We start from the raw sequence: 14,102 nt of genomic DNA on the forward strand, positions 1-14,102 counted from the left end.
GTCATGACTGATTTAAGCATAGGCCGCCATGTCGCTGAAGAGACTGCGGCACCCCAATATCCTGTCACTACAGACATCAACCCAAGCGCTGTTGTCGGTGCAGAAATTTTGATTGAGCAATTATATAAATTTTATGGTGCAGTCAACGTTTTAGAAGATTTAGACCTGCATATTCAACCGGGAGAATTCCTTGCCATTGTCGGGCGTAGTGGTTGTGGTAAAAGTACTTTACTGCGTCTGATTGCCGATTTAGAACAACCGAGTTATGGTGAAATTAAGTTTAAATCGGCCCGTCATATTCGCGAAGGCATTACCAGCGATGACATTCGAGTGATGTTCCAAGACCCACGCCTGTTACCATGGCGCAACATTGAACAAAATGTACAATTGGGTTTAGCCAAAGAACAACAAAGCAATGCCTCTACTCTTTTAGAAAAAGTCGGACTCAAAGATAAAGCCGCATTGTGGCCATCACAGTTATCGGGTGGACAACGTCAGCGTAGCGCTTTGGCACGTGCACTGTCACACAAGCCGCGCATTTTATTACTCGATGAACCTTTAGGTGCGCTCGATGCACTGACGCGTTTAGACATGCAGGCACTGATTGAAAAACTATGGCGTGAACAAGGTTTCACCGCTATTTTGGTCACACATGATGTCAGTGAGGCCGTACAATTGGCCGATCGTATTATCTTGCTCGATAAAGGGCATATTGCCCAACAATTTAAAGTGGATTTAGCGCGACCACGAAAAAAAGATTATGCGTTTACCGAATTAGAGCAACAGGTTTTAAATGCTGTATTGGCAACATAATTTTTACAGGTGAAATGGGCGCATGACTATTGTTCAGTTTGGGCTCATTTCAGCATTCTGTTGTCTAAATGTAAGCTAATTCTTCAGTCATTTTAATCATTCATAAATCACTGAGCGACTCAAATGCAGGACATGGCAAAATATAAAAATTCAATCTTATTGAAAGTTTTAATAAATATTCATTAATTTATTCCATTTGGTCTTTTTCAGAATAGTTTTAGATTGCTCAAAAACAAAGCAGCTTAACCCTCAATCTAAAAAATAAATCACCAATATTCATCAAATTAAAACTTTTGCCTGTGCACAAATCTGACGATTTGCCGTACAATTTAAGATTCCAATTTTGATTATTGTCGCATTGCCAATGGAACAAAAAAAGAGTACTCAAAAACGACATCAACTGCTAAATGCAGCGCTGGATGTATTTTCCCTTTATGGTTTTAATGGAGCAAGCTTAGACGAAATTGCTCAAATTGCTGAAATGCACAAATCTAATATTTTCTATTATTATGAAAATAAAGAAGCGCTATATGTTGAAGTGCTGACCACGGTATTACAAAAGTGGCTTTCTCCACTGCAAATGCTGGAAACAGACCTCGAACCTGAAGAAGCAATCAGCAATTATTTATTGCAGAAAATTGAGGTTTCTCGTACCCAACCGAAAGCGTCTCGATTGTTTGCTTTGGAAGTGATTCAAGGTGCGCCACATATCTTGCCTATTTTAAAAGGTCCATTAAAGAAATTGGTGAAGCGTAAAGCTAAAGTGATTGCTTTATGGCAAGAACAGGGAAAAATTGCCAAGGAAATTGATCCTGAGCTTTTAATTCTTAACATTTGGGCCATCACACAAAACTATGCAGATTTTGCCACCCAAATGGAAATGGTGACAGGCAAAACTTTACGTAACCGCAGTATGCAGCAACGTATTATTCAACATACAGTCCATATGATGTTATATGGCGTTATTCCTCGTGCATAAACCTTAAATTATCGTCCGCGATAATTTTGGCATACGACCATAGCCCTCTATGGTCGCCAAACTTCCCAATAAATGACTTACTAATAATTTAATAATAAAAACCCACGATTTTCGTTTTAAACAAAATGCTTTTGATAAAGTGCCAATAATTTTTGCGCCCCCAATAATAAATTTTCTTCCCACTCTAAATGTGCCGTATCATTTGCGCCATCGGTAATATATTTGACTGAAATTAAACGTACATCTAACTTTTTACACACTTTGGCCAAAGCATAACCTTCCATATCCACGAGGTTACACGGCACTTTCGGTAGACCTATTTCAAAGCTGTCTCCCGTGCCACAAATCCCTTGGGCTAAATGCCCGAAATGGACATCTAAAGCAATTTCAGCTGGATAATCATGATCCATCGGGGTCACACCCACCTGAAAGCCCAGTGGTGAAACATCCATATCGCGTTGTACAAACGTCATGACTTCAACCAAGCTATGTGCATCAAAATGTGAACTACCAGCTGAGCCCAAATTTAATAGCGTTTTACAACCAGTCTTTTGAATCACCTCAAAGGCTTTAAAAGCAGCATTGACTTTACCTATACCACTGTAATGCACATCAATTCCTGCTTGCTCAAATAATCCTTTTGATTCATTTGGCAATGCCATAATTAAAGCCAGATCAGAAATCATGTGATGTACTCATGGAGAAAGATAAAAAGTGTGCTCATTAGAAAAGAAAATACCATCAGGTGCAAATTTTAATCCGCTTTTTCAAAGGGGTATTTTTCTTGAGGAGCTGTGCTTCTACTTATTTTCTTGAAGGTATTCATGGCAGTAAGTCCACCTTTAAAAAGGTGGGATTTAGGGGGATTAAAAAATTTAGACTTAACACCTATTTCCCCCTTACATAATTTATTTATTAGACTTCTTTCATAAGTCGTTTTTTGATCAATACAAATCGTTTGAAAGCCAAAATTTAAAAACAAATTCTAGGAAGTATTGGATTCATGAGTGTGGCATGGATGCCACACGTTTCCCATCACGACAGGGATGTCGTGTATGGGAAACAAAAGGTTTTTGTCTACTTTTGACCTTTCAAAAGTAGAGATAATGCCTACGCAAAGGCATAAAAACTAAAGTACTCAAAATGAGGCAGTGCAAATTTCAAATAATCGAATATTGATTTTTTTTGATTTATGCAAGTTATCTATTCTTTCCGAAAAGAGAAAAACTTTATCTCTGCTCCAAATAGCATTTTAAACACGGTGAAAAGAACAAATTACCACGGTAAAAACCTTGCACTGTTTTACTCACCACCAACAGCCATAACATCACCAGTATGATTGCCAAAGCATAAGCAATAGACTGAATAAAACTGACCTGAATCTGTTGCCCCAAATTCAGCACTGCAAGGGTTAATACTCCCAATGGAAAAGTTAAACCCCACCATCCCAAATTAAAGGGTAAATCCGTTTTGGCATGTTTTAAGGTGGTTAAAACGGCAATGCCCAACCACCACACAGCAAAGCCCAGTAACAGCATACTCGCCACGATCCCCGCCTGCTGACAAAACACACCTAAACTTTGCATCTCCACAGTTGCCAATACTTGTGGTGCTTGTGCACCCAGTACCAACAAGGCCAATGCACCTGTCGCAATGGGGCCCAATGCCAACCAACTGGTGATTGCCAATTCCTTACTGGGCAATTGATGCAGTGCCAAACGCAACATTAAAATGGTTAAAATTGCAAAGGCAGGCAATACTGAAATACCCCATAACACATAGCTCCCAACCAAAATGCCCACCGCTTGTTGCCCTTCGGCAATGTGTGGCAACAACAAACCACCAGAGGTTGCCGCAACCTCACAAGCCACAATCGGCAATAACCACACCGCTGTCATACTGTGTAATTGATGCTCCTGCCGACTGAACATACAAAATGGCACCAGCCAAGCAATAGCAACCGCAAGCAAGATATCGACATACCACAACATCTGCGCCAGCTGAATCACCCCATCGCCATATAGGCTAATTCCAAACTTTAATAAGCCATTGATGATGGTCGCCAGTGCCATCGGAATGGCACCCAAAAACAGGCTCATACTGGCATGCGAGAAAATTTGTTTGGCTTCAGTCGGATAAATGAGCCAACGCAGCCCATATAAAATACAAAAGGTCATAAACAATACAATATTCAGTTGCCATAAGGATGCCCCCAATTGCGCCATCAGACTGTGGGCAAAGGGCAATTCAGCTAAAATCAAGGCCACAACACCCGTCCCCATGCTGACAGTAAACCAGTTTGGGGTAAATTGGCGCACAATATCTTGTATTTGTTCAAGTTGATAAAATGGATTTTTCATCGCTGTTGCTCATCAAAGGCTATATCCGTATTTTACGAGCCTTTAAGAATAAGAAAAATTGATTTATTTTTATTAAATTAATCATTTTAATTGATAACAAAGCCAATCTTTGATTAATTTTTTTGAGTAAAAACACAACAACAAGACGAACGCTGAAGATTATGGCAATATATAGCCCTGATAATTTTTCATTTATTGATTCGCCCATGAAGCTGCTCCGCCTGAATGCTTTAGCGCCTAATTTTCAATTGCCAAAAACTGCCGTCACCATTGGTAATTTTGACGGTGTACATTTGGGTCATCAGGCGATGATTGCACAATTAAAAGACCTTGCAGCAGCGCAAAATTTAAAAACCTTGGTGATGATTTTTGAACCACAACCTTTAGAGTTCTTTAAAGGTTATGAAGCACCGCCACGTATTAGTTCATTACGTGAAAAAGTCGAATATCTGACTGAACTGGGTGTCGACTATATTGTCATCGCAAAATTTGATAATTATTTCCGTAGCTTAAGTGCTGAAGAGTTTGCACAAATACTCAAACAAAAACTCAATGCACATAGCCTTGTATTGGGTGATGACTTCCATTTTGGCAAAAACCGTCAGGGCAATAGCGAATTTCTACGTCACTATGGTTTCCATGTCACCAATTTAAATACCATCGAACAAAACGGTGAACGGGTCAGTTCCACCCGTATTCGGCAAACCTTACAAGCTGGTGATTTAGCACTCGCTGCACAATTATTAGGTCGCCCTTATAGCATCACTGGTCGGGTGCAATATGGTGATCAAATTGGACGGACAATTAATTTCCCGACCATCAATGTCCGTCTCAACCGCCATAAACCCTGTTTAAATGGTATTTACGGCGTTGAAGTCTTATGTGAAACCGAATCTTTAAAAGATAAAGTCCAAGCCCAGCATCCTGAAAAACTCGGAATTGCAGCTTATGACCCCACTGCCCTGTTTGGTGCAGGACATGTGGGTACACGGCCAGCCATCAAACAGGAACATCCTGAATGGCGATTAGAAGTACATTTTCCTGATATTTCTGCTAATCTGTATGGCCTGTTAATGCGGGTGACGTTCTTAAACTATTTACATGGTGAAAAGGACTACCCTTCGCTTGAAGCATTAAAAGCGGGAATTGATGATGATGTTGAGAAACTGCTTGAGTTTCGACAAAACAGCCCTCATTTTCCCTTTTAAATCCCAAATTTTTTTACTGTAAAATGCGTCAGCCTAAGCCTGATTAAATTGGAAGACAACTTGCATGAGCGATAAGCAAACTCCTGAAAATGCAGTGGATTATAAAGCCACGCTAAACCTCCCAGGTACTGAATTTGCAATGAAAGCAAATCTTGCAGTACGTGAAGCAAAATGGTTAGAAGAGTGGTATGCCGACAACATTTATCAGCAGATTCGTGCATCGCGTATTGGCAAGAAAAAATATGTGCTTCATGACGGCCCTCCTTATGCCAATGGTCAAATCCACCTCGGTCATGCGGTGAATAAAGTCCTCAAAGACATCATCATCAAAAGCCGTATTATGGATGGTTTTGATGCGCCCTATGTTCCGGGTTGGGACTGTCACGGTTTACCAATTGAACTGAAAGTTGAAGAAAAAGTGGGGAAAGTCGGTGTCAAAGTCGATGCCGCAACATTCCGTAAACATTGCCGTGAATATGCCTACACTCAAGTCGAATTACAGAAGAAAGACTTTGTGCGTATGGGTGTGTTCGGTGATTGGGACAATCCTTACTTAACCATGAACTTTGCACAAGAAGCCAACATTGTGCGTTCATTGGGCGAAATTCAAAAACAAGGTCATATCCAACCCGGTCTGAAACCCGTCAACTGGTGTTTAGATTGTGGTTCTGCACTGGCAGAAGCGGAAGTTGAATATGAAGATAAAAAATCAGACGCGATTGATGTCGGTTTTAGCGTTGTTGATTTAGCTGATTTATCTGCACGTGTCGGTGTAAGTGTTACAGATTCAACCGATATCGTGATCTGGACCACGACACCTTGGACGATGCCTGCCAACCAAGCAGTTTCATTACATGCAGATATTGAATACCAATTAGTCACCGCACGCGGGACAGAAAAAGCTACGCAAAACTTTATCTTAGCGAAAGATTTAGTGGAATCTGCCACTGAACGCTATGGCTTTACTACCGTTGAAGTCATTGCAGACTTTAGGGGTAACACACTTGAAAATCTACAATTACAACATCCGTTAATTTCTGAGCGCCAAGTACCCGTCATTTTAGGTGAACACGTCACCGCAACCAGTGGTACAGGTGCGGTACATACTGCTCCCGGCCATGGTGTGGACGACTATAAAGTTGGCCTGCTGTACAACTTAAAAGTGGATAATCCTGTCGGCGGTAACGGTGTGTATTTACCGACTGCACCCATTTTTGCAGGCGAACATATTTACAAAGCCAATCCGAAAATCATTGAAGCATTAACGACCAACAATAAACTTTGGGCGCATGTGGTGATCAAACACAGCTATCCACATTGCTGGCGTCACAAAACACCAATCATCTTCCGTGCAACCCCACAGTGGTTCATCAGCATGGATGATCAAGGCTTACGTCAAGATGCGCTCAATGCCATCGAAAATGACATCAGTTTTGTGCCAGATTGGGGTAAAAACCGTATTCACTCGATGATCGAAGGTCGTCCAGACTGGTGTATCTCACGTCAACGTACTTGGGGTGTGCCAATCCCATTCTTCGTGCACAAAGATACCAACGAGCTACACCCTCGTACGCCTGAACTGATTGAAGAAGTGGCTAAACTGATTGAGCAAGAAGGCATTGATGGTTGGTATAACCGCGATGCATCTGAATTCATTGGTGCAGATGCGCAGCACTACAATGCAGTTCGTGACACCTTAGATGTCTGGTTCGATTCAGGTACAACCCATTTTGCCGTACTGCGTGAACGTGAAGAACTCACTGACCCTGCTGATTTGTACCTTGAAGGTTCAGACCAACATCGTGGCTGGTTCCAGTCTTCATTATTAACCTCGATTGCCATTAATAAGCGTGCACCCTATAAAGGCTTACTCACTCATGGTTTCGTGGTGGATGAGAAAGGTCGTAAGATGTCTAAATCACTGGGTAATATCATTGCCCCTCAAGACATCATTAAAGATATGGGTGCTGATGGTTTACGTTTCTGGATTGCATCTGCCGACTACCGTTATGAAATGACCGCAGGTAAAGAAATCTTTAGCCGTGCATCAGATGGTTATCGTCGTATTCGTAATACGCTTCGTTTCTTATTGGCAAACTTAAATGGTTTCACTCCTGCAACAGATGCGTTACCTGTAGACCAATTGATCGCACTAGATCAATATATTTTACAACGTGCTGCGGATGTACAGAAAACCATTCAACAAGCCTACGAAGATATGAATTTCCATATCGTCACCAATGCTTTGACTAATTTCTGTATCAATGACTTGGGCGGTTTCTACCTCGACATCATCAAAGACCGTCAGTACACCACCAAAGCTGATTCTCAAGCACGTCATTCTGCACAAACCGCGTTGTATCATTTGGTACAAGCCTTTGTCCGTTGGATGGCACCAATCTTGACCTTTACTGCACAAGAAGCTTGGCCGTTAATTCCGGGTCAAACTGAAAAATACGTGTTCACCACTGAATGGTATGACATTCCTGTTGCTTCAACTGCGAACCTAATTTCAGAAGCCGATTGGCAAACCATGATTGCAGTTAAATCGGCAGTGAACAAGCAAATTGAAGCTGCACGTAATGCTAAATTGATTGGTTCAAATCTGTCTGCCAAAGTTGAACTTTGGGCCAATGCTGAGCTCAAAATGGTACTGGATCAATTAAATGATGAGCTTCGTTTCGTCCTAATTACCTCAACTGTAATTGTCAATGCATTTGATGAGACCCAAGGTGAAGCGACTGATCTCGAAGGCTTACGCGTCAAGGTATCGGCTGCGGAAGGTGAAAAGTGTGCACGTTGCTGGCATGTCCTTCCAGATGTAAATACACATCTTGAACATCCAGGTCTGTGTTCTCGTTGTATTATCAACCTTCCTACAGGTCAAGGCGAAGAGAGAAAATATGCCTAATCCACAACCGAAAAAGGGCTTATTCCAATTCTACCTACACAATTTAGTGTGGGTGGGTTTATCCATTGTCGCGATTATTCTCGACCAATGGACCAAATGGATTGCAACGACACATCTGAATTATGCAGATCCTGTGCCGGTACTGCCCTTTTTAAATTGGACATTGCTACATAACTATGGCGCAGCTTTTAGTTTCTTGTCCGATGCAGGTGGATGGCAACGTTATTTCTTTACTTCACTTGCAGGTTTAGTGTCTGTAATTTTTGTATTTTGGCTCATGCGTATGCCAAAAAAAATCGTGATTTTACCGCTGGCGATTGCCCTCATTTTGGGTGGTGCCATCGGTAATTTAATTGACCGTGTCTCTTTAGGTTATGTGGTCGATTTTATTCATGTGTACTACAACAACAGCCATTTCCCTGCTTTTAATATTGCAGATAGTGCCATTACCTTAGGCACAATTCTGCTGCTTATCGATACGTTTTTCCTCGAAAAACAACGTATTCAACGTGCTGAAGTGCAACAACATGACTGAAATGATTAATCCCAATGAAGAAACCCGTATTGCTGAAGGCTCAAAAGTAGAGCTTCACTTTTCTGTTGCTATTGAAAATGGCGTAGAAATTGACAATACCCGTAGCCGTGAAGAACCTGTCAGCCTTGTCATGGGCGATGGCAGCTTACTGCCGGGCTTTGAAAAAGCACTGTTTGGTTTACGTGCTGGTGACCGTCGTACCGTCAGCCTTCCACCCGAAGATGCTTTTGGTCCGTGGAATTCTGAAAATATTCAAACTTTTGACACGGTGAAATTCGAACAAACACCAATTGTCGGTCATATGATTGAATTTGAAGATAAAGCCAAACAAAGCTTATTTGGTGTGGTGAAATCAGTCGGTGAAGATATTACTGAAATTGATTTCAATCACCCGCTTGCTGGCAAAGATATTACTTTTGAAGTGGAAATCTTTAAAGTCACACCTGCTGGTCAGCAAGGCATTAAAATTATGTAATGCAGCATTTGCTGAGACCTCATAAACAAGCTCCTTCGGGAGCTTTTTTAGGTTAAGTCAAATACAAAATCCTCATATTCAGCCCTGCATATTCATATTAATTTAGAGCGCAACGACATAAAAAATACAGGTTCAACATGAAAATTCAAATTATTGTTGGTAGTGTGCGTGAAGGGCGTATTGCGATTAAAGTCGCACGTTGGGTACAACGCAGTATCGAAAAAGCAAATTTTAGTACCGTTCAGACTGAACTGGTCGATTTAAAACAATGGGATCTGCCTATTTTTGCAGGAGCACATCCTCCAATTACGGGTATTTATGATCAACCCAAACAACAAGAATGGGCAGACAAAATCTCCCAAGCCGATGCCATTATTTTTATCAGCCCTGAATACAATCATGGCTACAGTCCAGCCTTAAAAAATGCTTTAGATTACTTAGGCAAAGAATGGCAAGGTAAACCCGCGGCCTATATTGGCTATGGTGCAACCAATGGATCACGTTCGATTGATCAAATTCGTCAAGTCGGCACACAATTGGGCTTAATTGACAATAATGCCGTCATTGAAATTCGTGACATCTTCTCACGCAATAAAACGGAAGAATTTGAACCGAATGAATTTGATGAAAAAAGGCTGACTTCCATTTTGGATAAATTGATCCAATATGTCAGTGCCTGATATTTTTTAGCCTGTTGTCGGTTTTGGCTTACAACAGTTGCAGAAAATCAGCGCTTTTCACACATCATTTATAACGCTATATTAAAGTCATACAGAGACAGGAAGTCTCTAATGCATAAAACAATAACAATAAAGCATAAACAGCAGGAAGCTGATAGGTACGACAGGAGTAATACCTTTAAATGAATATGAAAAAGCCTCGACAGGATGTCGGGGCTTTTTTTATTTCATGCTTGGGACACTCAAAATTTATCAATTAAAGATTTACTTGAAAGCCTAAATCAACATTACATGCAGCTTGCCCATCCGTATGCTCCCCATTGTCTAAAGCACTTTCTCGTAAAATAATTTTGACCTGATGAAATTGAGAAACGATATAAATCACGTTGAGTCGCTCAAGATCGCCCCGTAAAACAATCAATATGGATGAGCGTAAACAGTTCGGGTTGTCATAAGTGTGGTGGCGCAGAAAATCGATGCGATGCACCACTAAATGAACATCACGATCTATTTTAGGAAGTTAAAAGGCTTCTTTTAAAGCGTTATGTACAGCATCTATTATCCCTGATTAAAGGCAGCTTATTGCGCAGTGAATTGCAGTAATCTGGCATTTTTCCCATCTTCAAGCACCCAAATTGAACCATCCCCAACTTCGAGTAAACCACGTATCCGTTGCTGCATCTTTAAACGCTGTACTTCAATCACAGGCTTCATTTCAGTATCCACAATCACAATTGCCTTAGAAGATAAGCCACCAATCAGCGCTTTATTTTTCCATGCAGGAAATTGATTTCCTGTATAAAAAATTAAACTAGATGGGGAGATAACAGGTGTCCAACTCATCGCAGGTGCTTTAAATTCTGGATGAGTATCATGATCAGGGATGTCTGTACCATCGTAATGATCACCATTCGAAACCACGGGATAGCCATAATTTTCACCTTTAACGATAATATTGAGTTCATCGCCACCCTTAGGGCCCATTTCAACGCTCCAAAGCTGATCTTTATCATCAAATGCCATACCTAATAGATTACGATGCCCCAATGACCAGACTTGTTTGGCAATTTCACCTCTGTCTGTAAAGGGATTACCCGACGCAGCTGTACCATCATCATTTAAACGTAAAATCTTGCCTAAATTGGAGTTCATATCCTGTGCAGGATCAAATTTCTGCCGCTCACCTGAACTAATCCATAGCTTTCCATCTGTACCAAATAAAATACGATGTGAATAATGTCCTTGCCCCTGTACTTTGGGCACTTGTGTCCAAATGGTCTTTAAATGTTTTATCTGCGGGTTTGCAGCATCCGACAAATCTAATTCACCACGTGCAACCACAGCACCATAACCACCTTGTCCCGCTTCGACATAACTGATATAAAGCCAATGATTACGTTGAAACTGAGGATGTAATGCAATATCTCCTAAGCCGCCTTGTCCACCATAAGCCACTGTAGGTAGTCCTTTAATTTCAACCTGTTGTTTTGTTTTTGGATTAAATAGTTTTAACTTTCCTTTACGCTCCGTCACCAGTACACGACCATCTTTTAAAGCTGCCATTGCCCAAGGTTCATTAAACTGTGCAATCGTTTTAATTTGATAGGTTTGATCGATCCGACTTGCAGATGTTGCTTTGGCTGTTTCAGCCGCTGTTTTTTGCTCAAATTTAGAAGAATTTGTTTGTGTATTACATGCCATTAAAATCAAAGAACTTGTTAAAGTCACCGTAGTAAGCATACTCAGTCGTAATATTTTCATTATGATTTCCACTTTTATGCAAGTTGCTATCATTGTCATTCTAAGTAATTTATTCAAAATCACTATTTTTTATTGTTAATTACTACAGCCCATTGATCCTAAAAAAAATAATGGACAAAAATTATAGTGTAGGAAATAACGTACACAGGCTGCTGCTTTTTGCGTATATACCAACGAATGGAGTTTTATTATGCTTAACTCATTAGGAAACAGGATGTTTCCCAAATGAAAACAATAACAATAAGTTTGAACATCAGGATGTGAGGTATGGCAGAAGTTATACCTAAGCAACGCATACAAAAAAGCCCTCTCATCATGATAGGGCTTTTTTGCATTTAAGTGATTTAAGCTATTCCTTTTAAGCTCTTTAAATAACTCACTATTTCTTGATTACCTGCCATTTCAGCAAGTTCTAAAGCTGTATAAGTACTGCGATGATTAATATCTGCACCTTTACTAATCAATAGCTTCACTACCTCTAAATGATCATTTTCAGCTGCTGCATGTAAGGCACTATAACCTTCTTCATCGGCAGAGTTGACGTCCAGACCTTCCTGTAGCGCCTGCTCGACCTGTTCGATGTCGCCTAAAGATGCCCAGTACACCAGTTCAGGAAGATGCAGCTCGTCATCATCTTCAGGGATTGGGGAGATAGAATTAAATTGCATTTTTATAGCCTTTTAAATTTATATAATCTCTATTCTTCCTTAAGATAGAGTGCTTTTCAATTTAGATTATGCCTAATAGGTAAATGTATTTGGTTCTATAAGTTGTTTTACAGAATCTATTAAATTGTCATAGTGTAGAAATAGCTTTCTATTCTGCTCACCTTCTCTTCTTATTCTATATGTTCTTTGATTAAAATCTTTTCTTCTACCCGCAATTACAACAAAGTGAATTAACGTCTTGTCTAACTTGTAGAATTCATGTGGCAAGCTTTTTTCAATTGTTTTATGCCTATTAAAGAATTCAGATAGTGAGTCAAAATTTTCCTCAAGCCAAATTTCCCAATCCTTAACCTGAGATTCACCTTTTCTTAGAACATTACCAAAGTCTCCATTTTGCAAAGTTATTGAACCTGATGGAGCTTCAAGTTCAACAAATACAAAATGCCATCCGTCAGAATTCTCACCTAATAACAAATAATCTGCTTTAAAAGATGTTCCCAACCTAAATTCATTAAAAACATGTGCTTCATGGTGCCCAAAATTAAAATATTTCTTTAGGAGTGAACCTATAGCTAAATACCAAATAAATCATTACAGTAATCTTTAAACAATTGATCAATATCTTTAACTCTAAACTTATTTCTAATCGACTTTACTCGTGACCACATTTTTTCTATTGGATTTAAGTCTAGGCTATATTTAGGAAGCCACACAATGTAATAGCCTGCACAGCGTACCAACTCCTGAAGCCTTTTCCCTTTATGAAAAGGAGCATTATCCATAATCAAAACACTGGTTTTTTTCAGCTTGGGCAATAAATCCTGTTCAATCCAACACTCAAATACCGCTGTGTTCACTGAACAATTAAATACTCCAACTGTAAGCAATCTATTTTCGATTAATGCACCGATCTCATTGCTACAATTTTTTAACTGCCAGTTAAATTCACCTACAGCCCTTGCTCCTTTGCGGCTATAACTATGCGATCGCGTGCTTTCACTTTGAAAACCACTTTCATCTATATAAACCAGAAGTAATTGTTGTTCTAAACACTCAATTAAATTTTGAAATTGCCAGCGTTGATTTTGATCTGCTTTAGGATGCCTTAATGTCTTTTTTTACGCGATATTCCTGCGCCATGTAACGCATTAAATACCGCATGGGTACTGACAGCCCGTTCACTGATGTAATCATCAGGGTGTTGCTCTACATCTAGCAATATTTGCGCTTTGCTGATTTTAGCTGGGCGACCAAGAATAGGTTTGTTCTCGGTCGATTTTTCCATAGCTGTATCGTACGCGTTCATACAACAAAATGCTGAGCAGCTTTACGCACTGACAGTTGATCCCTAGTCATAATTTCTATGGCTTTGTCTTTAAAATCTTTTGAATATCCCATATTTTGTATTGTAATAAATATTTGAGTACTTGGCTATAGCAGTTAAAATATCAATAAACTCAACTTCCAACGATTAATTTTGATATTAAAAGCCGAAATTTAAAACCAATTCTTATTAAACGATACAATAGTAATAATTTTTAAAAAGTAAACTTCAGCCCGACAGCGTATTTTGATCATTATTTCGCGCATAAAAAAACACCCCCAACGTTTAGGTTGGGGGTGTTTTTAGGAATAATGAGCTGGCGATGACTTACTCTCACATGGGTAACCCCACACTACCATCAGCGCGAAGAGGTTTCACTTCTGAGTTC

Annotated in this window: 15 protein-coding genes and 1 rRNA gene; 7 read left to right on the forward strand and 9 right to left on the reverse strand. The window is 40.0% G+C overall.

The genetic code is table 11. The features are described from left to right. Positions 1-3: 3 nt before the first annotated feature. Together BLV99_RS11990 and BLV99_RS11995 are read left to right on the forward strand one after the other, a co-directional pair. Positions 4-813, forward strand: coding sequence for an ABC transporter ATP-binding protein (locus BLV99_RS11990; protein ID WP_092690936.1), 810 nt, complete (start codon positions 4-6; stop codon positions 811-813). Positions 814-1,177: 364 nt separating this feature from the next. After that, complete coding sequence (locus BLV99_RS11995; protein WP_004650865.1) at positions 1,178-1,792, forward strand: TetR family transcriptional regulator C-terminal domain-containing protein; 615 nt, start codon at positions 1,178-1,180, stop codon at positions 1,790-1,792. Positions 1,793-1,908: 116 nt separating this feature from the next. Here the strand turns inward: BLV99_RS11995 and BLV99_RS12000 are convergent, their stop codons facing one another. Both BLV99_RS12000 and BLV99_RS12010 read right to left on the reverse strand, forming a co-directional pair. Then, complete coding sequence (locus BLV99_RS12000; RefSeq protein ID WP_092690940.1) at positions 1,909-2,478, reverse strand: 5'-methylthioadenosine/S-adenosylhomocysteine nucleosidase family protein; 570 nt, start codon at positions 2,476-2,478, stop codon at positions 1,909-1,911. Between the two features lie 543 nt (positions 2,479-3,021). Then, positions 3,022-4,152 carry a TDT family transporter gene (locus BLV99_RS12010; protein WP_092690946.1) on the reverse strand — a complete coding sequence of 377 codons (1,131 nt, stop codon included), beginning with the start codon at positions 4,150-4,152 and terminating at the stop codon, positions 3,022-3,024. Between the two features lie 206 nt (positions 4,153-4,358). Here BLV99_RS12010 and ribF point away from each other — a divergent pair, with 206 nt between their 5' ends. The 5 genes from ribF to BLV99_RS12040 all read left to right on the forward strand — a co-directional run bounded on the left by ribF (position 4,359) and on the right by BLV99_RS12040 (position 9,961). Further along, positions 4,359-5,360 carry a riboflavin biosynthesis protein RibF gene (ribF, locus tag BLV99_RS12020; protein WP_092690952.1) on the forward strand — a complete coding sequence of 334 codons (1,002 nt, stop codon included), beginning with the start codon at positions 4,359-4,361 and terminating at the stop codon, positions 5,358-5,360. 64 nt (positions 5,361-5,424) lie between these two features. Next, entirely contained in the window at positions 5,425-8,271 is a 2,847-nt protein-coding gene (gene ileS / locus BLV99_RS12025; RefSeq protein WP_092690955.1) for an isoleucine--tRNA ligase, read from the forward strand. Then, positions 8,264-8,806, forward strand: coding sequence for a signal peptidase II (gene lspA, locus BLV99_RS12030; RefSeq protein ID WP_004650871.1), 543 nt, complete (start codon positions 8,264-8,266; stop codon positions 8,804-8,806). Before ileS ends, lspA begins: the two co-directional genes overlap by 8 nt. Beyond that, positions 8,799-9,281, forward strand: coding sequence for an FKBP-type peptidyl-prolyl cis-trans isomerase (locus BLV99_RS12035; protein ID WP_086184119.1), 483 nt, complete (start codon positions 8,799-8,801; stop codon positions 9,279-9,281). The genes lspA and BLV99_RS12035 overlap by 8 nt, the downstream gene beginning before the upstream one ends. A gap of 137 nt (positions 9,282-9,418) precedes the next feature. Continuing rightward, positions 9,419-9,961: an NADPH-dependent FMN reductase gene (locus BLV99_RS12040; protein WP_092690958.1), complete on the forward strand. Its 543-nt coding sequence runs from the start codon at positions 9,419-9,421 to the stop codon at positions 9,959-9,961. Between the two features lie 256 nt (positions 9,962-10,217). Here BLV99_RS12040 and BLV99_RS12045 read toward each other — a convergent pair whose 3' ends face one another. From BLV99_RS12045 to rrf, 7 genes are all read right to left on the reverse strand, one after another. After that, complete coding sequence (locus BLV99_RS12045; protein ID WP_244516309.1) at positions 10,218-10,451, reverse strand: hypothetical protein; 234 nt, start codon at positions 10,449-10,451, stop codon at positions 10,218-10,220. Positions 10,452-10,540: 89 nt separating this feature from the next. After that, positions 10,541-11,722, reverse strand: coding sequence for a PQQ-dependent sugar dehydrogenase (locus tag BLV99_RS12050; protein WP_092690960.1), 1,182 nt, complete (start codon positions 11,720-11,722; stop codon positions 10,541-10,543). A 344-nt stretch (positions 11,723-12,066) separates the two neighbouring features. After that, positions 12,067-12,390: an ankyrin repeat domain-containing protein gene (locus BLV99_RS12055; RefSeq protein WP_092690962.1), complete on the reverse strand. Its 324-nt coding sequence runs from the start codon at positions 12,388-12,390 to the stop codon at positions 12,067-12,069. A gap of 72 nt (positions 12,391-12,462) precedes the next feature. Then, on the reverse strand, positions 12,463-12,975 hold the full coding sequence (locus BLV99_RS12060; protein ID WP_092690965.1) for a Shedu anti-phage system protein SduA domain-containing protein: 513 nt from the start codon (positions 12,973-12,975) through the stop codon (positions 12,463-12,465). Next, positions 12,963-13,448 carry a transposase gene (locus tag BLV99_RS12065; RefSeq protein WP_092690967.1) on the reverse strand — a complete coding sequence of 162 codons (486 nt, stop codon included), beginning with the start codon at positions 13,446-13,448 and terminating at the stop codon, positions 12,963-12,965. The genes BLV99_RS12060 and BLV99_RS12065 overlap by 13 nt, the downstream gene beginning before the upstream one ends. Positions 13,449-13,495: 47 nt before the next feature. Continuing rightward, positions 13,496-13,696, reverse strand: a complete 201-nt coding sequence (locus tag BLV99_RS12070; RefSeq protein ID WP_244516310.1) for a hypothetical protein — start codon at positions 13,694-13,696, stop codon at positions 13,496-13,498. 332 nt (positions 13,697-14,028) lie between these two features. Then, positions 14,029-14,102: ribosomal RNA gene (rrf, locus tag BLV99_RS18725) — 5S ribosomal RNA — on the reverse strand; the annotation flags it as partial.

The sequence above is a fragment of the Acinetobacter kyonggiensis genome, from assembly GCF_900107285.1.
GTDB classification, from domain to species: domain Bacteria; phylum Pseudomonadota; class Gammaproteobacteria; order Pseudomonadales; family Moraxellaceae; genus Acinetobacter; species Acinetobacter kyonggiensis.